This window comes from Pseudonocardia sp. 2-7 (assembly GCF_056341085.1).
Window position 1 is genome coordinate 3,880,688 of sequence record NZ_CP094507.1, and the last position, 18,963, is coordinate 3,899,650.

General features: G+C 75.3%; 18 protein-coding genes. 12 read left to right on the forward strand and 6 right to left on the reverse strand.

All coding sequences use genetic code 11. The features are described 5' to 3' along the window. Positions 1 to 31 precede the first annotated feature (31 nt). The 4 genes from MTO91_RS18650 (at position 32) to MTO91_RS18665 (ending at position 3,232) form a co-directional block, all read left to right on the forward strand. A complete protein-coding gene (locus MTO91_RS18650) occupies positions 32 to 289 on the forward strand; it encodes a hypothetical protein (RefSeq protein WP_083658930.1) in 258 nt (85 codons plus the stop codon). 21 nt (positions 290 to 310) lie between these two features. Further along, positions 311 to 2,131 carry a glutamine--fructose-6-phosphate transaminase (isomerizing) gene (glmS, locus tag MTO91_RS18655; protein WP_476652093.1) on the forward strand — a complete coding sequence of 607 codons (1,821 nt, stop codon included), beginning with the start codon at positions 311 to 313 and terminating at the stop codon, positions 2,129 to 2,131. Next, positions 2,128 to 2,565 carry an MOSC domain-containing protein gene (locus MTO91_RS18660; RefSeq protein ID WP_476652094.1) on the forward strand — a complete coding sequence of 146 codons (438 nt, stop codon included), beginning with the start codon at positions 2,128 to 2,130 and terminating at the stop codon, positions 2,563 to 2,565. The genes glmS and MTO91_RS18660 overlap by 4 nt, the downstream gene beginning before the upstream one ends. Before the next feature lie 115 nt (positions 2,566 to 2,680). Continuing rightward, positions 2,681 to 3,232 (forward strand): L,D-transpeptidase, encoded by a 552-nt coding sequence (locus MTO91_RS18665; protein ID WP_476652096.1) that lies wholly within the window; start codon positions 2,681 to 2,683, stop codon positions 3,230 to 3,232. 40 nt (positions 3,233 to 3,272) lie between these two features. Here MTO91_RS18665 and MTO91_RS18670 read toward each other — a convergent pair whose 3' ends face one another. The 4 genes from MTO91_RS18670 to MTO91_RS18685 all read right to left on the reverse strand — a co-directional run bounded on the left by MTO91_RS18670 (position 3,273) and on the right by MTO91_RS18685 (position 6,396). Next, positions 3,273 to 4,697 carry a DHA2 family efflux MFS transporter permease subunit gene (locus MTO91_RS18670; RefSeq protein WP_476652097.1) on the reverse strand — a complete coding sequence of 475 codons (1,425 nt, stop codon included), beginning with the start codon at positions 4,695 to 4,697 and terminating at the stop codon, positions 3,273 to 3,275. Beyond that, on the reverse strand, positions 4,694 to 5,338 hold the full coding sequence (locus MTO91_RS18675) for a TetR/AcrR family transcriptional regulator (RefSeq protein WP_251786489.1): 645 nt from the start codon (positions 5,336 to 5,338) through the stop codon (positions 4,694 to 4,696). Before MTO91_RS18675 ends, MTO91_RS18670 begins: the two co-directional genes overlap by 4 nt. A gap of 85 nt (positions 5,339 to 5,423) precedes the next feature. Next, positions 5,424 to 6,053, reverse strand: a complete 630-nt coding sequence (locus MTO91_RS18680; protein WP_476652098.1) for a TetR/AcrR family transcriptional regulator — start codon at positions 6,051 to 6,053, stop codon at positions 5,424 to 5,426. Positions 6,054 to 6,120: 67 nt separating this feature from the next. Next, entirely contained in the window at positions 6,121 to 6,396 is a 276-nt protein-coding gene (locus MTO91_RS18685; protein ID WP_346103426.1) for a hypothetical protein, read from the reverse strand. A 168-nt stretch (positions 6,397 to 6,564) separates the two neighbouring features. Between MTO91_RS18685 and MTO91_RS18690 the strand changes: the two genes are divergently transcribed. After that, entirely contained in the window at positions 6,565 to 8,727 is a 2,163-nt protein-coding gene (locus tag MTO91_RS18690) for a WD40 repeat domain-containing protein (protein WP_476652100.1), read from the forward strand. On the opposite strand, the gene MTO91_RS18695 is transcribed toward MTO91_RS18690, so the two are convergent. Beyond that, a complete protein-coding gene (locus MTO91_RS18695; RefSeq protein ID WP_476652102.1) occupies positions 8,712 to 10,337 on the reverse strand; it encodes a long-chain fatty acid--CoA ligase in 1,626 nt (541 codons plus the stop codon). The two genes, MTO91_RS18690 and MTO91_RS18695, sit on opposite strands and share 16 nt — an antisense overlap. Before the next feature lie 350 nt (positions 10,338 to 10,687). Between MTO91_RS18695 and MTO91_RS18700 the strand changes: the two genes are divergently transcribed. The 7 genes from MTO91_RS18700 to MTO91_RS18730 all read left to right on the forward strand — a co-directional run bounded on the left by MTO91_RS18700 (position 10,688) and on the right by MTO91_RS18730 (position 16,749). Then, the gene (locus tag MTO91_RS18700) at positions 10,688 to 11,371 is read left to right on the forward strand and encodes an ANTAR domain-containing protein (RefSeq protein ID WP_405416098.1); all 684 of its coding nucleotides are present in this window, start codon (positions 10,688 to 10,690) and stop codon (positions 11,369 to 11,371) included. Between the two features lie 88 nt (positions 11,372 to 11,459). Beyond that, positions 11,460 to 12,725 carry a S8 family serine peptidase gene (locus MTO91_RS18705; RefSeq protein ID WP_357460352.1) on the forward strand — a complete coding sequence of 422 codons (1,266 nt, stop codon included), beginning with the start codon at positions 11,460 to 11,462 and terminating at the stop codon, positions 12,723 to 12,725. Continuing rightward, complete coding sequence (locus MTO91_RS18710) at positions 12,722 to 12,952, forward strand: hypothetical protein (protein WP_337825823.1); 231 nt, start codon at positions 12,722 to 12,724, stop codon at positions 12,950 to 12,952. Before MTO91_RS18705 ends, MTO91_RS18710 begins: the two co-directional genes overlap by 4 nt. A gap of 221 nt (positions 12,953 to 13,173) precedes the next feature. Then, positions 13,174 to 13,383: a hypothetical protein gene (locus MTO91_RS18715; protein WP_062396439.1), complete on the forward strand. Its 210-nt coding sequence runs from the start codon at positions 13,174 to 13,176 to the stop codon at positions 13,381 to 13,383. A gap of 35 nt (positions 13,384 to 13,418) precedes the next feature. Further along, positions 13,419 to 14,624, forward strand: a complete 1,206-nt coding sequence (locus tag MTO91_RS18720; protein WP_476652105.1) for a CoA transferase — start codon at positions 13,419 to 13,421, stop codon at positions 14,622 to 14,624. A 9-nt stretch (positions 14,625 to 14,633) separates the two neighbouring features. Further along, positions 14,634 to 15,083, forward strand: a complete 450-nt coding sequence (locus tag MTO91_RS18725; protein ID WP_060711293.1) for a VOC family protein — start codon at positions 14,634 to 14,636, stop codon at positions 15,081 to 15,083. A gap of 376 nt (positions 15,084 to 15,459) precedes the next feature. Then, positions 15,460 to 16,749, forward strand: a complete 1,290-nt coding sequence (locus tag MTO91_RS18730) for an HNH endonuclease (protein ID WP_476652107.1) — start codon at positions 15,460 to 15,462, stop codon at positions 16,747 to 16,749. A gap of 59 nt (positions 16,750 to 16,808) precedes the next feature. On the opposite strand, the gene MTO91_RS18735 is transcribed toward MTO91_RS18730, so the two are convergent. Then, entirely contained in the window at positions 16,809 to 18,863 is a 2,055-nt protein-coding gene (locus MTO91_RS18735; protein ID WP_476652109.1) for an ArnT family glycosyltransferase, read from the reverse strand. Positions 18,864 to 18,963: the final 100 nt, after the last annotated feature.

An 18,963-nucleotide genomic window follows, 5' to 3' on the forward strand; every position in this document is an offset into this window, starting at 1 on the left:
CTCCGCCTCACGGCCGGTCAGGATCGGCGGCGTGGATCCGGATCTCGTGCGGCACGTGGCCGCCACCACCGGGCTCGCCGAGCCGGTGGCGGCCCGCGTGGTCGCCGACGTCGTCGCCTACTTCGGCGAGACCACCGAGGAGTTCGTCCGCCGCCGGCACCGCGAGCTGCAGGCCCGCGACCGGCGCAACGACGAGATCTGGCCGCGGATCGCGGCCGAGCTCGCCGCGCGGGTGGTCGGCCCTGGTGACGTCTCCCAGCGGCGGCTGCGCCGGATCGTCTACGGCTGAGCGGACGACGGGGGAACGTGCATGTGCGGGATCGTGGGTTATGTGGGGCCGCGGGAGGCGGCGGGCGTGCTGCTCGACGGGCTGTCCCGGCTGGAGTACCGGGGCTACGACTCGGCGGGCCTGGCCGTGGCGCACCGTCGGAAGGTGACGGTGCGGCGCACCGCCGGGCGGGTGGAGGACCTGCGCACGCTGCTGGGTGACGCCCCTCCACCGGGCCGGTCGGGCGTCGCACACACCCGGTGGGCCACCCACGGCGAGCCGAGCGAGGCCAACGCGCACCCGCACACCGACGCGTCCGGACGGGTCGCGATCGTGCACAACGGCATCGTCGAGAACGCCGAGGCGCTGCGTGCCGCGCTCACCGCCCGCGGGGTCGTGCTGCGCAGCGACACCGACTCCGAGGCGCTCGCGCACCTGGTCGCCGAGGCCCTCGCCGGCGGGGCCGCGACCCTCGCCGACGCGGTGCGCACGGCGCTCGCCGGCGTCGAGGGCACCTACGGCCTCGCGGTGCTCGACGCCCGCACCCCCGACGAGATCGTCGTCGCGCGCAACGGCAGCCCGATCGTGCTCGGCATCGGCGACGGCGAGATGGTCGTCGCCTCCGACCTGGCCGCGGTCGTGCGGCACACCCGGAAGGTCGTGTTCCTCGACGACGGCGAGATCGTCACCGTGCGCGCCGACGGCGTCGAGGGCTCCACCCGGATCAGGCCGACCACCGTCGACACCGGCTCCGAGGACTACGCGCTCGGCGGGCACCCCGACTTCCTGGCCAAGGAGATCGCCGAGCAGCCCGACGCGCTGCGCCGCGCGCTGGCCGGGCGGCTCGACACCCGGTTCGCCACCGCCCGCCTGGGCGGGCTCGGGATGGACCCGCGCGAGCTGCGCGGGGTGCGCCGGGTGCTGTTCCTGGGCTGCGGGTCGGCGTACTACGCCGGGGAGATCGGCGCCGGGCTGGTCGAGCAGCTGGCCCGGATCCCGGCGGCGGCCGAACCGGCCGGCGAGTTCCGCCACCGCAACCCGGTCGTCGACCCGGACTGCCTCTACGTCGCGGTCAGCCAGTCCGGCGAGACCGCCGACACCCTCGCCGCGGTGCAGGAGCTGCGCCGCAAGGGCGGCCGGGTGATCGGCGCGGTGAACGTGATCGGGTCGGCGATCTCCCGCGAGTGCGGCGCCGGGGTGTTCCTGCACTCCGGGCCGGAGGTGTCGGTCGCCTCGACCAAGGCCGTCACGACCATGAGCGTGTCGTTCGCGATGCTCGCGGTGCTGCTGGGCCGGGTGCGCGACCTCTCGGTGGCCGACGGGCGGCGGCTCCTCGACGGCCTGGCGGCGCTGCCCCGCCACGTCGAGGCCGTACTCGCCGAGGACGCCGCCCACGGCACGGTCGCCGCGGTCGCTCGGCGCTGGGCGCACGCGCGGTCGATGTTCTTCGTCGGGCGCACCCGTTGCAGCCCGGTCGCGCGGGAGGGCGCGCAGAAGCTCAAGGAGGTCTCCTACTGCCACGCCGAGGCCTACCCGGCCTCGGAGCTCAAGCACGGTCCGCTGGCGCTGGTGACCCCGGACATGCCCAGCGTCGTCGTGGTGCCCGACGACGAGCTGCTCGCGAAGAATGTCGGCACGATCGAGCAGATCCGGGCGCGGGGCGGGCCGGTGATCGCGGTGACCGACGCCGACCTCCCCGCCGGGCTGGCCGACGCCGTGCTCCGGGTGCCGCGTACCGAGCCGGAGCTGGCCCCGGTCCTGCTCGGGATCCCCCTGCAGCTGCTGGCCCGGCACACCGCGGTGGCGCTCGGCCGCGACGTCGACCGGCCCCGCAACCTCGCGAAGTCGGTGACGGTGGAGTGAGGGTCCTCGGGCTGCACGTCGCCGCCGAGCGGGGTGCGCCGATGCACGACGTCGAGCGGGTGGAGGTGGTCGCGGGCAGCGGTGTCGTCGGCGACCGGTACTTCGGCACCCGGCACCGGCACGTCTCGGTGCAGAGCCGCGACGAGCTCGACGCCGCGGCCGACGCGCTCGGCGCCCCGGTGCCCTCGGGCGGCACCCGGCGCACCGTCACCGTCGACCACGGCACCGTCCCGACGACGCCCGGCACCCTGCTGCGGCTCGGCGACGTCGAGCTGGAGGTGGTGCGGAAGGCCGCACCGTGCCGGGTCATGGAGACCGCCGTCGGGCCGGGGGCGCGGCGCGCACTGCACGACCGCGGCGGCGCGGTCTGCCGCGTGCTGACCTCCGGTGCGATCGCCGTCGGGGACCCGGTGCACATGCCCGACGGGACGTGACCCGTCCGGTCACCGGCCGTCACCCGTCGGTGACACACCGATGTGGGCGGACCGTCACGGGAGCCCCGTCCGTGCGTTGGAGAGGGGGACGGACGTCGACGAGCGGGGAGCACCGGTGACGGAACCGATTAGGCGCCGGAGGACGGCGGCGACGATGGCGGGGCTGGTCGTCCTGGCCGGGGTCGCGAGCGCCGGGGTCGCCGCGGCCGACGCCGGCGCGACCGCCGCCTCGGAGACCTCCTCGGGTGCCGCCGAGGGTGAGAACAGCCAGGTCGCGCGGCAGGCGCACGCCGAGGCGCAGGTGCCGGGCACGCCGTGCTCGGTGTCGGCGCGGGCGTGTGTCGACCTGGACTCGCAGCGGGCCTGGCTGGTCACCGACGGCGTCGTGTCCTACGGCCCGGTCCCGGTCGCCTCCGGCGGGGCGGGCCAGGAGACGCCGGTCGGACACTCGTTCCGGGTGTACCGCAAGGCCGCCGACCACCGCAGCGGCGAGTTCGAGACACCCGACGGGGAGCCCGCCCCGATGCCGTGGTCGGTGTTCTTCGCCGACGGCGGGGTCGCGTTCCACGGCGGCGACCGGGACCGGGCGTCGGCGGGGTGTGTGAAGCTCGACCCGGAGCCGGCGGAGGAGTTCTTCGCCGGGCTCCGGGTCGGGGACAAGGTGTAGGTGCTCAGCGCCGCCACCGAGCGCGAGCACCGCGCCGCCCTCAGCTGACCGGGGCCTCCGCCACGGTGCGGCGGCGGACGAGCAGCGACAGCAGGACGGCCAGCACCCCGACCCCGCCGGCGACGGCGAACGCGGCGTGCAGCCCGTCGGCGTCCGGGGAGGCCCCGGCGGCGGCGGAGCCCAGCGCGGCGACGGTGATGAACAGCGCCGTCCCCAGCGCGCCCGCGACCTGCTGCAGCGTGGACAGGATCGCGCTGCCGTGGGAGTACAGCTCGTCGGGCAGCGAGCCGAGCGCCTCGGTCATCAGCGGCGTCATCATCAGCGCGAGCCCGCCCATCAGGACCAGGTGGAAGCCGACGACCACGCCGAGCGGGGTGCCCGGACCGAGGGTGGAGAACAGCAGCAGGCCGGTCGCCATCAGCACCGCGCCGGGGATCACCAGCGGGCGGGCGCCGACGCGGTCGAACAGCGCGCCGACCGGGCGGCCGAGCAGTCCGAGCAGCAGCCCGCCGGGCAGCACCACGAGCCCGGAGACCAGCGTGCTCGTCCCGAGCACGGTCTGCAGGTAGAGCGGCAGCAGCACCGCGGCGACGCCGATCAGCGACAGCAGCACCAGCGCGGTGAGCACTAGCGCCACGACGAACTGGCGGCGCCGGAACGGGCGCAGGTCCAGCAGCGCGCGGTCGGAGCGCATCAGCCGCAGCTGGCGCAGCACGAACACCGCCAGCGCGACCAGCCCGACGACGACCGGCGCCCACGGCGGGAGCCCCCCGCCGCCGTGGCCGCCCAGCGAGGACAGCCCGTAGACCAGGCCGCCGAACCCGACGGCGGACAGCAGCACCGAGACCACGTCGAGCGGGACCGGGCGGCCGCCGCCGTCGATGCGCAGCCACCGGGCGCCGGCCGCCGTGGCGAGCACGGCCAGCGGCAGGACCAGCCAGAACATCCAGCGCCAGCCCAGACCGGACAGGATCGCGCCGCCGATCGTCGGGCCGATCGCGGGCGCGACCGCGATGACGATCGTGATCGTGCCCATCGTCGCGCCGCGGCGCTCCGCGGGCACCAGACGCAGGATCGTGGTCATCAGCAGCGGGATCATCATCGCCGTGCCGCCGGCCTGCACGATGCGGCCGACGAGCAGCACCGCGAACCCGGGCGCGAAGCCGGCGATCGCGGTCCCCGCGGTGAACAGCCCGAGCGAGGTGAGGAAGACCTGCCGCGGGGTGAAGCGGTCGAGCAGGTAGCCGGTGGTGGGGATGACCACGGCCATCGTCAGCAGGAAGCCGCTGGTCAGCCACTGGGTGGTGGTGGCGGGGACACCGAGGTCGACGCTCAGGTCACGCAGCGCGACGCTCAGCACGGTCTCGTTGAGGATCATCACGAACGCGGCGCCGACGAGGACGGCGATCAGCGGTCCGGTCCGGTTCGCCGGTACCGGTTCGGTACGGGACGGGGTGGTGGTCACGCGGGATCTCCTGCCCGGGGAAGGGTCGTGGTGGCCGCGCGCAGGGCGCGGCCGAGTCGGTCGACGGGGTCGGCGCACCGGACGCCCGCGGCGAGCTCGACGGCGAGGTCCTCGCCGCTGATCCGCAGGGCGGCGGCGACGGCGGCGGCGTGCACCCGGACGTCCAGGTCGCCGGGCTCGCGGCCGGCGCGGGCCGCGATCACCTCGGCGAGCACCGGCTCGGCCCGCTCGTGCACCGCCAGCCACACCGCCCGCAGCCCGGGCTCGGTGCGCGACAGCGCGATGACGGCCATCGCGGCGTCGGCGTCGGCGGCGTCGACCGGGTCATCCGGCGGGCGGTACTCGGCGAGCAGGTGCTCGTCGAGGCCCACCCCCGCCGGCCAGCGCCGCAGCGTCGCGACGACGGCGTCGATGCTGCGGGCGAGGAGCGGCTCCACGCAGCTCTCCTTGGTGCGGAACCAGCGCCACAGCGTCCGGCCGGACAGCCCGACCTCCTCGGCGATCCGCTCGCCGCTGGTGGCGTGCACGCCGTGCTCCCGGAACAGCGCCACAGCCGCACGGGAGATCTCCAGGCGCTGCAGCTCGCGCCGGCGGTCGCTCATCGGCGCCCGCCCGCGTCTGGTGTCGTCGAGTGTCTTCATGTCACTGCCTGACAGTAATGAGATCGGCCGGGACCGACCACGAGACGCTCGTCTCACAGTGCCTTTTTGGCAGTGTCTGCCAGAGCTACGCGGTGCGGGTCGGCCCCTGACCGGCCGCGCGTTCGCCGTCGACGCCGTGGGTCGCGGCGTCGACGGCCGCCGACAGCCGCTCGCGCAGCTGCGCGGCCGGTGGACGGCGCCCGTCGGCGGTGGCGGCGGCGATGTCCTCGGTCGCGACCCGCAGCGCCCCGTTGAGCGCGGCGGCCTGCACCCGCACGGCGACGTCGCCGGGATCACGGCCGAACCGGCCGGCGAGGATCCCGGCGAGGACCGGCTCGGCCCGCTCCTGCACGACCAGCCAGATCGCGCGCAGCGCGGGCTCGTCGCGGCTCATCCGGATCACGGCGAGCACGAGGTCGCCGTCGTCCGGGCCCGCGTCGGGGTGCTCGGCGTAGTCCGCGGCGAGATGCTCGGTCAGCCCGACGCCCGCGGGCCAGCGGGTCAGGCTCGCGGTGAACGCGTCGGTGGCCAGGCTCAGCACCGGCTCGACGCAGCTCTCCTTCGTGCGGAACCAGCGCCAGAACGTGCGCGCCGACAGCCCGACCGCCTCGGCGATCTGCTCCCCGCCGGTCGCGGCGACGCCGTTCTCGCGGAACAGCCGGATCGCGGCCCGGGAGATCTCCAGGCGCTGCAGGGTGCGGCGACGGTCGCTCATCGGCCGCCGTCCGCGCCGGACCGCCGTCCCCTCCGTCACACCGCACCCCCGAGTGCTCGCCGGGCGGTCAGCCTAGACGGCGGGCGTTGGCCCGCACCCGGGTGCGGATCGGCTCCAGCGCCCGCTCGAGGGTCTCCGGCCCCGGCTTCGAGGTGACCAGGACGACCGCGGCCCGGGAGAACCCGTCGACCTTCTCGGCCCACATCCGGTGGAACTCGCGGACCTCACGCGCCGGGGGCGGGAAGCCCGAGGTGAGCATCCGGGCGGTGCGACGCGCGATGACCAGCGGCGCGAACACCGCGATCTCGGCGAGCGAGAGGACGGCACGAGTGGTGGCGGGCACGGGACGGACGGTAGCCCCTGCCCCCGACACCCACGGGCCGCGCGCCGGTCACCGAGGGCTCGCCGCCGGTCACCGCCGGTTCGGGTGGCGACACCCCCTCCCGCGTTAACGATGGGGCGCGGGGCCACGACAGGTAACCGAACGCGACCCCGGGGAGGGCTCACACGCATGGCCGTCGAGACGTTCTGGGACGGGCTGGAACGGCGCATCGCCGCCGGCGAACCGCCGTACGGGGAGCACCCGGGCGTCGCGCCGGACGGGGTGACACCCGAGGCGCTGCGCCGCGTCCTGGACCTCGAGGCGCACCACCTGCGCCGCTCCGGCACCGCGCCGGTCGCCCAGCACCTGCTCGCCGGGGCCGTCCTGGCCGGGGAGGCCGCGCTGGCCGGGGCCGCCCGGGCCCGGCTCACCGCCCAGGGCGTCCCCGCGCTGACCACCCGCTGGCGCACCCGGCCGCCGTCGGCCGCGCTGAGCCGGGTCCTGGAGGGCCACGGGGACGCGGTCGTCGCGCTGCTCGCCGGACCGGACGGCCTGTTGCTGTCGCTCGACGCCTCCGGTGAGAGCGGTGCCTGGGACGCCGGGACCGGGCACGCGGTCCCGGACCCGCTCGCCGGGCCCGGCGGTCCGCGGCCCCCGGCCTCCGCGGTCCACGCCCGGACGGTCGCCCTGTCCCCCGACGGCGGCCTGGTCGCCCTCGCCGGTGACGACCCCGAGGTGCGGGTGCTGGCCACCGACGGCCCGGCCCGCGGCGCCGAGGTCACGACCCTGGCCGGGCGGCCCGGCCCGGTGACCGCGCTCGCGGTGACCGGGACCGCCCCGACCCGGGTGGTCGCGGGCGGCGCCGACGGCGCGGTGCGGGTGTGGGACGTGACCAGCGGCGCGGCCGTCTCGGTCGCCCGCGGGCACGCCGGCCCGGTGACCGCACTGACCGCGACCGGCCAGGGCACCGTCGTGTCCGGCGGGGTGGACGGCACGCTGCGGTCCTGGGACCCGGCCACCGGGGCCCCGCTGGGGCTGCTGGAGGGCGGGCCAGCCGTGGTCGCCGTGGTGGTGCCGACCGCGGGGCAGCTGCTCGCGGCCACCGCCGACGGTGCGCTGCACGTGTTCGCGCTGGTCGACGGGGTGCCGCAGGACGCGGTACGGCTCGACGTCCCCGGCGACGGCGTCGCCGCCACCGCGGCAGCGTGCGCCGGTGAGGGCCGGGTCGTCGTCGGGCGGGTGGACGGGACCGTGCAGCTCGTCCCGACCAGCGGCCCCGGCCCGGTCGCCGAGCTCGCCGGGCACGGCGCCGCGGTGCGGGCGGTCACCGCCGACGCCGCGGGCACCGTCGTCGCGACCGGGGACGACCACGGCCGCGTCCTGGTCTGGGACTCGGCACGGGCCCGGCCGGGTGCCGGCGGGCACGCCGGGGTCTCCCCCGCGGTCGGTGCGGTCGCCGCGGGCTCGGGCCTGGTCGTCTCGGCCGGTCGCCGCTCCGACGGGCTGCTCGCGCACGACCCGGCCACCGGCGCGCGCCGCTGGGGCGCCCCGGCCGGTGCGGGCCCGCTGTGGTTCGACCCGTCCGGCACGAGGCTGTTCGCCGTCACCGGGACCGCGACCGTCGAGGAGCGCTACGCGACGACCGGGGTCCGGGCCGGTGCGGTGTCGCTGCCCGGCCGTGTGCTGGCCGGGCGGGGCGCGCTGGTCGTGACCGGCGAGCCGGACGGCACGGTCGCCGTGCGCGACGCGCGCAGCGGGCGGGCCTTCCGCACCACCCGGCTGCCGTCGGCACCGCGGGTGGCCGCGCCGACCCCCGGCGGGGCGACGGTGCTGCTCGCCGCGGACGGCCTGCTGGCCTGCTGGCGGCCCGCCTCGGCGGAGGTGGTCACGGCGGCGCTGCCGGCCGGGCTGGTCACCGCCGTCGCCGTCGACGACGACGGCTGCCACGGCGTGGTCTGCGACGCCGACGGCCGGGTGCACGTCTGGCGGGCCGGGTCGGCCGCGGTGACGACGGTGCGCGCCGACGCGGCGCACCTGACCGCGGCCGCCGGTGCGGGCCGGTGCCGCGCGGTGACCGCGGGCTCGGACGGCACGGCGGTGCTGTGGGACCTGACCTCCGCGACGGCGCTCGGCCGGGTGCCGCTGGACGCGCCGCTGACCGCGGTCGCGGTGGGGGGCGGGACGGTGGTCGTCGGCGACGGGTGCGGCGAGGTGCACTGCCTCGACCTGCTCGCCGGGGCCGCCGCGGCCGTCCCGGACGGTGTCATCCCCGAGCAGGGCGGCGCGGCCGTGGTCCCGGCGCCACGCACCGGGACCACGGACCGCGAGGCGGCCGCTCAGCTCAGCGAGTAGCCCTCGAACTTCTCCCGCAGGGTCTTCTTGGAGAACTTGCCGACGCTCGTCTTGGGCACCTCGTCGATGAACTCGACGGCGTCGGGGAGCCACCACTTGGCGACCCGGTCGGTGAGGAAGGCGAGGAGCTCGTCGGCGGTGAGGGTCTCGCCGTCCTTCACCACGACGCAGGCCATCGGGCGCTCCACCCAGCGCTCGTGCGGGATCGCGATGACCGCGGCCTCGGCGACCTTCGGGTGCGCCATGATCTCGTTCTCCAGCTCCACCGAGCTGATCCACTCACCACCGGACTTGACCAGGTCCTTGGTGCGGTCGACGAGCTTGACGTAGCCCGAGCCGTCGACGACGGCGACGTCGCCGGTGCGCAGCCAGCCGTCGGAGGTGAACTGCGTGCCGCCGCCCTCGCCGCGGTAGTACTCCGAGGCGATCCACGGGCCCGCCACCTGCACCTCACCGCTGGTGGTGCCGTCCCAGGGCTGCTCGGCACCGGTCTCGGGGTCGGCGATGCGCAGGTCGACGAGCGGGACCGGGGGGCCCTGCAGGGCGCGCACGGTGGCCTTGTCGTCGTCGGACAGATCGTCGTGCTGGGAGCGCAGCACGCCCAGGGTCGCCACCGGCGAGGTCTCGGTCATCCCCCATCCCTGCAGGACCGGCAGGCCGATCGCGGTGCGGAAGCCCTCCGACATCGACTTCGGCACCGCCGAGCCGCCGCAGAGCAGGACCCGCAGCGACGAGCAGTCGTACTCGCCGAGCCTGGGCAGCAGGCCCATCCAGATCGTCGGGACGCCCGCGGCGACGGTGACCCGGTGGTCCTGGATCAGTGTCAGGACCGCGTCCGGGGTCATGCCGGGCCCGGGCAGCACCAGCGAGGTGCCGGCGAGCAGGCAGCCGTAGGGCAGGCCCCAGGCGTTGGCGTGGAACATCGGGACGACCGGCAGGACCACGTCGCGCTCGCAGAGCCCGACGCCGTCGGCGAACAGGGTCGCGAGCGAGTGCAGCAGCGTCGAGCGGTGCGAGTAGACGACGCCCTTGGGGTTGCCGGTGGTGCCGGAGGTGTAGCACATGGCGGCGGCGGTGTTCTCGTCCTCCACCACGAACCGGCCCGCGAACGGCTCGGCCGCGGCCAGGAGCTCCTCGTGGAGCCGGATGCGCGGGTCGTCGGGGATCTCGGTGGGCGCGCCGTCGTCGATGACGACGACGTGGCGCACCGTGGTCATCCGGTCCACGTGCGGCCAGAACAGGCCGAGCAGGGAGCGCTCGACGAACACGACCTCGTCCTCGGCGTGGTCGGCCACGTAGACGAGCTGGTCGGGGAACAGCCGCAGGTTGAGCGTGTGCAGGACCCGGCCGGTGCACGGCACCGCCAGGTACAGCTCCAGGTGCCGGTCGGTGTTCCAGCAGAACGTCCCGACCCGGCCGTCGGCGGAGACGCCGAGGGTGTCGAGCACGGTGGCCAGCCGGCGGGTGCGTACGGCCCACTCGGCGACCGTGGTGGTGCGGACCGTCCCCGCCGGGGTGGCGGTGACGATCTCCTTGTGTCCGAAGTACTGCTCGGCACGGTGGAAGACGTGCGGCAGCGTCAGGGGACGGTCCTGCATCAGACCGAGCATCGTTGCTCCTGGGGGCTTCCGGGGTGGGGTCGGCCCGACCCTACCGTAACTCGAGATATGGATTGGACTATCCGGTCACTGCATCCGGGGGTCGCGAACGCGACGTCCGGAGTAATCGGACACCCGCTGTCAGCAGGCGTGACGCACTGTCCTAACGTTCTTCCCGACGTCCGCGAACCGTCAGGTTCCGGACGCGAGCACGCAGGGTCAAGCAACCGGCCCGGCATCCCGGGGTCCACCCCGGGAACCGTTTCCGCAGACATCATCTGCCGGACGCGCCGGGCCAGGTCTCCGGTGCCGCTCGCCGCGGCACCCGCCGAACCGTCGCGTTCCGGCGCGGCGGAGGTCAGATGCTTTCCGGGCCCTCGGACGCGCAGATCCTGCGCGCCTGCTGCGACGATCCCGTGTTCCGTGCCACGCGCTCCCCGTACCTGGTCGTCGACGGGGAGCTCACGGTCGTGGGGGCGAACGCGGCCTTCTGTGCGGCGACCCTGCGCGCGTCCGGCGAGCTGGTCGGCAGACCGCTGACGGCCGCGCTGCCGGACGACCCGCACCGGCCCGGCGCCGACGGCGTCGCCAGGCTGACGGCGTCGCTGTCGCGGGTGCTGCGCCTCGGGCTGCGCGACCACCTGCCGGTGCAGCGTCACGACGTGCCCGCGGCGACGGGTACGCCCGGCTTCGTCGAACGGGTGTGGGTCACGGTGAACTCCCCGCTGACCGCCCCGGACGGGCGGGTCATCGGGGTGCTGCACCACATCGAGGACGTCACCGGGTTGATCAGCCCCGGCGCCGACGGCAGCGACCTCCCCGCCGCGGCACTGGCCCGTGCCCTGGACACCGAGAACAGCCACCTGCGGGCCCGCTTCGCCCGGCACGTCAGCATCGAGCAGGCGAAGGGGGCCCTCATGGCCCAGCGCGGCTGCTCCGCCGACGAGGCGTTCACCCTGCTGCGCCGGCTCTCGCACGAGACGAACCGGAAGCTGCACGTGGTCGCCGAGGCGCTGCTGGCGGACACGGTCGGGCAGCGGCCCTGAGTCGTCACCACCCGTTCGCCCGCAGACCGTGCCGGAGCGCGATCACTGGGGCACGATGGGTGGTCACGAGTCGATCGACGGAGGCGACATGGTGGAGCCGCACGCGGCCGTCCCGGGCCGGACCGCAGGCACGCTGACCGGCCGGTACCTGCTGGTGCTCAGCGATGACCTGGTGGCCGACCACGACACGGCACGCTCGGCGGTGGCGGAGCTGACCGGCCTGTCCGAGGTGACCAGCAGCCGCGACGACACCCCGGGGGCCCACCCGACGCTGTTCGCCCGGCTCGGCGTCGCCGTCGCCGAGCTGGACCCGGCCCGGCTGCGCACTGTGCGGGCCGACCGCCGGGTGCTGTCGGTGGAGCCCGAACGCGTGCTGCGCGCCCTGTCCGGGCCCGGGCTGAGCGCCGACTACCTGCGCGGGTTCGCCGACGCGGCGGGCTTCCTGGCCGAGCGCGCCGCCGCGTCGGAGACCGCCGACGCGCCCGCCGCGGCCCGGTTCGCCGACAACGACCAGGTCACCTGGGGACTGCAGGCCACCGGCGCGGACGTCGCCGCCGAGACCGGCGCCGGGATCACCGTCGCCGTCCTCGACACCGGCCTCGACCTCGGCCACCCCGACTTCGCCGGGCGGCAGATCGAGTCGCGCTCGTTCGTCGACGGCCAGGAGGTCGCCGACGTGCAGGGGCACGGCACGCACTGCATCGGCACCTCCTGCGGGCCGCTCGCCCCCGGTTCGGGACGCCGCTACGGCATCGCCCACGAGGCGAGGATCCTGGTCGGCAAGGTGCTCGGTGACGACGGCTCCGGCACCGACGCCGGCATCCTCGAGGGCATCGAGTGGGCGATCTCCTCCGGCGCGCAGGTCGTCTCGATGTCGCTGGGCGCGGACCTCGACGAGGTCTCCGCCGCCTACGAGAACGCCGGGCGGCGCGCGCTCGACGCGGGCACCCTGATCGTCGCCGCGGCCGGCAACAACGCCGAGCGCTCGGCCGGGAACGTCGGCTTCGTCGGCGTCCCGGCGAACAGCCCGTCGATCATGGCGGTCGCCGCGGTGGACGCCGCGCTGGCCATCGCCGACTTCTCCGCGGCGAGCTCCGCGGTCGAGGGCGGGCAGGTCGACATCGCCGGTCCCGGTGTGGACGTCTACTCGTCGTGGCCGATGCCCCAGCGCACCAACACGATCTCGGGCACCTCGATGGCCACCCCGCACGTCTCCGGGATCGCGGCGCTGTGGTCGCAGCGCACCGGCGCCCGCGGGCGCGACCTGTGGACCCAGCTCACGCAGGCCGCCCAGCGGCTGCCGCTGCCCTCGGGCGACGTCGGCGCGGGCCTCGTCCGGGCCCCGGGCCGATGAGCACGACCGGGAGGCTGCTGGTGTCGGTGGCCGACGGGCACGTCGCCGACGACGTCGCGCGGGCCTGCGCGGCCGCCGGGCTGCAGGTGGAGAAGGTGCTCACGGGGGTCGGGGTGGTCGTCGGGACGTGCGACGACCCGGACGCCCTGCGGGTGGTCACCGGGGTCGCCGCGGTCGAGCCGGACCGCGAGGTCCACCTCGACCGCGATCAGCCGGGGCCCGCGTAATCGGTCGACGCGCAGCCCGTATGTCCGATACGGTGGTGCCAGTCGATCGCGCCCGGTGACACGCCGGCCGCGACGAACCGCCCGGACCGTCCCCGGGAGGCGCCCACCCGGCGCCCCGGCCACGGCCGGTGCCACCGACCCCGTACCGGCACCGCGCGATCCCGCGCGGCGCGGCACCCCGCCGCGTACCGGACACCACCTCGACCGAAACGACCATTCCTGTGCAGGCCTCCGTCCACCCACCCGTCACCGACCCCACCGTCCGGGGCGCCGTCGACCGGCTCACCGCCGAGTTCGCCGGCCGTTTCTCCCCCGACCTCGTCGACCACGTCGTGCGCGGCTCCCGCCGCGACCTCGACGTCGTCTCCGCCGCAGCGCTCCCCGAGATGGTCGAGCGCCTGGCCCGTCAGCGGCTGATCGAACACCTCTGATCCGTCCGGCCCCGTCGCCGGGCAGGATGGTCGCCATGTCGCGTCCGCTGTCCGGTCTGCACGTCGTCGAGTGCGCGAGTTTCGTCGCCGGTCCCACCGGTGGCATGACGCTCGCGCAGCTCGGGGCCTCGGTCATCCGCATCGACCCGCTCGGGGGCGGCCCCGATCACGGTCGCTGGCCCGCCGCCGGGCACGGTACCGGCGACTCCTACTACTGGGCCTCGCTGAACAAGGGCAAGCGCTCGATCAGCATCGACCTGCGCTCCGACGAGGGCCGCGAGCTCGTCCTGGGCCTGGCGACGGCCCCGGGCCCGGACCGCGGTGTCCTCGTCGACAACGTCGTGGGCCGCCGCTGGATGGCCAACGACGCGCTCGTCGCGCGTCGACCGGACCTGGTGCACGTGCGCGTGCAGGGCTACCCGGACGGCCGTCCCGCCGTCGACTACACCGTCAACGCCGAGGTCGGGATCCCGCAGATCACCGGTAGCGAGGAGGGCGCGGCCCCGGTCAACCACGTACTGCCCGCGTGGGACCTGGTCACCGGCATGTCGGTCGCGACGGCCGTGCTCGCCGGGGTGTACCAGCGCTCCCGTACCGGCGCCGGGGTGTACTCCGAGATCGCGCTGTCCGACGTGGCGCTGGCCGGCGTCGCCAACCTGGGCTGGCTCTCCGAGGCCGACGAGCGCGGGCACGAGCGGCCGCGGCACGGCAACCACGTCTACGGCAGCTTCGGTGTCGACTTCGCCTGCTCCGACGGGAACCGGGTGATGGTCGTCGCGCTGACCCCGGCGCAGTGGAACGCCCTGGTGTCGGTCACCGGGACCGGTGACGTGTTCGCCGCACTGGAGCCCGCCCTCGACGCCGACCTGACCTCGGAGACCGAGCGCTACCGGCTGCGCGAGACGATCGCGGCGGTGCTGCGGCCGTGGTTCGCCGCGCGCGACTCGGCGACCGTGGAGTCCGAGCTGAACCGGGCCCGCGTCCTGTGGGGCCGCTACCAGGGGATGACCCACGTCGTCGCCGAGCACCGCGCCGGAGGGCACCCGCTGCTCGCCGATCTGGCGCTCCCCGGTGGCGCCACCGGTATCACCGCGCGCTCGCCGATCCGGTGGGACGCCGACCACGGTGACCCCGGTGCCGCCCCCGAGCTGGGCCGGGAGACCGACGAGGTACTCGCCGACGTCCTCGGTCTCGACGCGCGCACCATCGGTGGGCTGCACGACCGCGGCGTCGTCGGGTAGAGAATCCCCGTGACCGACGCACAGCTGACCGAGGCGCGGTGGACCCACGTCGCGCTGCCCACCGGCGACCTCGACGCCGCCATCGACTTCTACACGACGATGACACCCCTCACCGTCGTCGAACGCTTCTCCGACGACGCCGGGCGGAGCGCCTGGCTGTCCAACGCCGGTCAGGTGGAGACGCCGATGGTGCTGGTCCTGGTGTCGTTCGACGCCGAGCAGGGTGGCGAGCTGGGGTTGCTGCGCCCCTTCGCCCATCTGGGGATCGAGGTGCCGACCCGCGACGACGTCGACGCCGCCGCCGACCGCGCCCGGGACGCGGGGTGCCTGCACTGGGAGCCGCGGCAGATGCCGGGGCCGGTGGGGTACATCTGCGCGCTGACCGATCCGGACGGGAACGTCGTGGAGTTCTCGTACGGGCAGAAGGTGTTCACCTCGGTGCGGGAGAAGTGGGGCTGAGGGCCCTGTCGGGCTCCGCGGTTCCGGGTCGCATCGTCCGGGTGGCAGCGTCCCTCCGGTGGCCGCACTCGTCCGCGCGTCGCCCCCCGGCGCGGTCGCCGGACCCCGGCCCGGACCGGCGCCCAGAGCCGTGCGCGATCCGTCCTCGCCACCTCCTGCCGGTGGCAGCCACGCCGTCACGACGGGTACCCGGTGCGGCCGTCCCTCTCGCGTCACCTCACGACGCAGCCGGTCGGCATCGCACTGTCCCCTTACGGTGCGCAGTCACCCACACCACGAGGCACCGTCGCGAGCGGTCCGCATCACCGCAGGCCACGGATTCGCGATCGCGAACGGAAACTGGTCATCGAACACACGTTCGAGTATCCTCGATGGTGTGACCGCCACCCAGGAACCACCCGCCCACGCCACCGGCGTGCTCGCAGGTGGGTTCCCATCGGGTGACCTCACCCTGCTCCGGTTCCACCTCGACCACGCCCTCGCCGCCGACACCTCCACGTTGTCCAAAGCCGAGCTGATCGACCAGATACAGGAGATCGAGACGCTCCGGGCCTCGCTCGCCGCACTGCAGTCGACGCGCATCCGGGCCTTCGCCCACACCCACGTGGAGAACGGCCCGACCGACCTGGATCCCGACAAGCTCCACCGCAGCGTCGTCGCCCAGATCCAGCTCGCCTGCCGGGTCTCCACCACCGAGGCCCGCACCCGCGTCGCCGACGCCCGCGACCTGCACGCCGGGCTCGACGACGTCCGGCGCCTCCATGAGACCGGGCAGCTCAGCGCCGCCAAGGTCACCGCGATCGCCGTCGAGTGCCGCGACCTCGACACCACCCAACGCGCGCGGGTCGACGCCCGGCTCGCCGCCGTGCGTGACCTGACCCGGTACGGGATCGGCCGGCTGCGGGCGATGACGCGGCGGCTGGTCGCCGAGATCGCCCCCGACCGTTTCCGCGCCCGCGTCCACGCGGCGAAAGCCGAACGCCGAGTGACACTGCGCCCGGCACCGGATGCGATGAGCTATCTGACCGCCTATGTCCCGGTCGAACAGGGCGCCGTATGTCTGGCGGCGCTGCATAGAGCGTTCGTCGAGGTCCAGGTCGCTCCGGAACCGCTGACTCGTACCCGTGGGCAGGTCTTGGCCGACACCCTGGTCGAACGCGTCACCGGGCAGGCCACCGCGACCGCCGTGAACCTGGAAGTCCAGGTCACCGTCCCCGTCCAGGCGCTGCTCGACCCCACCTCCCCGCTGCCCGCGGAGATCCCCGGCTTCGGACCGGTCCCGGCCGACCTGCTCGCCACCCCCGAGGGCGCCAAGTCCCTGCGCCGTCTGCTCACCGACCAGGGCATCGTGATCGGCGGGGACTCCCGGAGGCGTACTTTCACCGGCCTGCTCGCCACCCTCGTGAAGGCCCGGGCGCAGAACCGGTGCACCGAGCCCTACTGCGACGCACCCGTCCGCCACCTCGACCACATCCATCGGGATGCCGACGGCGGACGCACCGAACTCGACAACGGGCGCGGGGTCTGCGAGTTCCACAACCACGTCCGCGAACAACCCGGGTGGCAGGTCTTCCGCGCACCGGACGGCATCGTGGTCACCGTCACCCCGACCGGACACCGCTACTGCGGTCCGGCACCAGAACCGCCACCGCGTGCACCGACCTGACCTCGATGCCGCGCGCACCCCACCGATCCGATGGGGTGCGCGAGGTGGCGACGAGCGGGTCAGGAGGTCGGGGCGGACAGGTCGTAGACGGTCTGACCGCCGACGGTCGTCGCCGTGTAGTGCTCGGCGACCCAGGTCGCGATCCGGCTGCTCGTCGAGTCGCTCTGCCCACCGGGGCCGCCGCCCTGGCCGCCCGCCACGTAGTAGGCGATCCGGCCCTGCTCCACGTAGGACCGGAACTCGGCGAGGGTGACGGCGGAGTCGCTGCCGGCCCACCCACCGGTCGACATGACCGCGGTCCCACTCGCCAGCTCCAGCGACGCGGCGGTCTGGGAGGTGGCGACCGCAGCCGCCCAGGTCGTCCCGGACGAGGACCGGGTCGCGGCGAGCAGTGAGGTCAGCTCCACCGAGGTCGCACCGCCGGAGCCGGGCCCGCCACCGCCCTGCCCCGGGGGCGTTGCCCCGGCACCACCGGACCCGTCCGCGCCGACGGCCGCACCCGGGCCGGCCGGGCCCGAGCCGGGACCGCCGGACGAACCGGCGGTGGTGCCGAACGAGCTCGACACCGTCCCGACCGAGGGGATGCTGCCGGTGTGCCCGGTCGACGCCGTCGCCACCGCGTACACCCCGGTCCCGAGCATCCCCGCCACCAGCACCGCGACCAGACCGGACCGCACCACCGCTCGCCCCCGGCCGGGCGCGAGCATCAGCCCCGCCGCGACCACCGTGACCACCCCGACCGGCCGGCACAGCCAGGAGAACGACTCCGCGCTCACCACCAGCAGCGCGACCGCCCAGCCACCGGTGACGAGCACCGTCGTCGCGGCGACGATCCGCGCCCACCGGGCACCCCGCTCCCGCCACAGCGCCGCCCCGCCGACGGCCACCACTCCGGCGAGCCCCGGGGCCAGCGCCACCGTGTAGTACGGGTGCATCGTGCCGCTCATCATCGAGAACACCGCCGCCGTGACGAGCGTCCAGCCACCCCACAGCAGCAGCGCCGCGCGGGTCCGGTCGGTCCGCGGCGCCCGCCGGGTGACCCACAGCCCCGCGACGAGCAGGATCAGCGCGGCAGGCAGCAGCCAGGAGATCTCGTAGGCGAGCTCACCGGTGAACAGCCGCAACGGACCGGCCGCGCCGCCGAAGCCGGTGTTGCCACCACCGCCTCCCCCGCCGGGGCCGCCACCGTTGCCGGTGCCGCCGAGCAGCCGGCCGAGGCCGTTGTAGCCCAGCGCGAGCTCGAGCAGCGAGTTCGTCGTCGATCCTCCGATGTAGGGCCGGTCGGACGCGGGCCACAGCTCCTCCAGCGCGATGAACCACCCCGCGGAGACGACCATCCCCGCCACCGCGGCGCCCATCTGCACGATCCGGGTCCGCAGCCGCGGCGAGCCGGCGACCAGGTACACCAGCCCGAGCGCCGGGACGACCAGCAGCGCCTGCCCCATCTTCGTGAGGAACGCGAACCCGACCGCCGACCCGGCCGCGACCAGCCACCAGGTGGACGCCCGCACCGAGGCGGCGTCGACGGCGCGCGAGCCGGCCCAGGCCGCGGCGACCAGCAGCAGCGTCAGCAGCGCGTCCGGGTTGTCGAACCGGAACATCAGCACCGCCGCCGGGGTCAGCGCCAGCACCGCACCCGCGAGCAGCCCCGCGGCGGGCCCGGCCCACCGCCGCACCGTCGCGTGCAGCAGGGCCACCGCGCCCACACCCATCAGCGCCTGCGGCACGAGCAGGCTCCACGAGGAGAACCCGAACAGCCGCGCCGACGCCGTCATCACCCACAGCGCCGCGGGCGGCTTGTCGACGGTGATCGCGTTCCCGGAGTCCAGCGACCCGAACAGCCATGCCTTCCACGACTGCGTCCCGGCCTGCACCGCGGCGGCGTAGAAGTCGTTGGCATAGCCCGAGGCCGACAGGTCCCACAGGTACAGCAACGCCGTCCCGGCGAGCAGGACGAGCAGCCCCGGCCGCGCCCAGCCCGGGTCACCGGCCGGGCCACGCAGCAGGCGGGCCACCCGCCCCGGCGGGACGGCGGGCGGGGCGGCGGTCTGCGCCGGGGCGGGCGGCGCGCCGGCGCGGTCCCGTCCCGGCCGGACCGGGGTCGCAGTGCTCACGGATGATCTCCTCAGGGGTCGTGGCGGCAGGACCCCACCGTCGACGCCGGCACTGTCGCGATGCTGTCCGGTCGCTGTGCGCGGTCTGTGAGCGATGAGT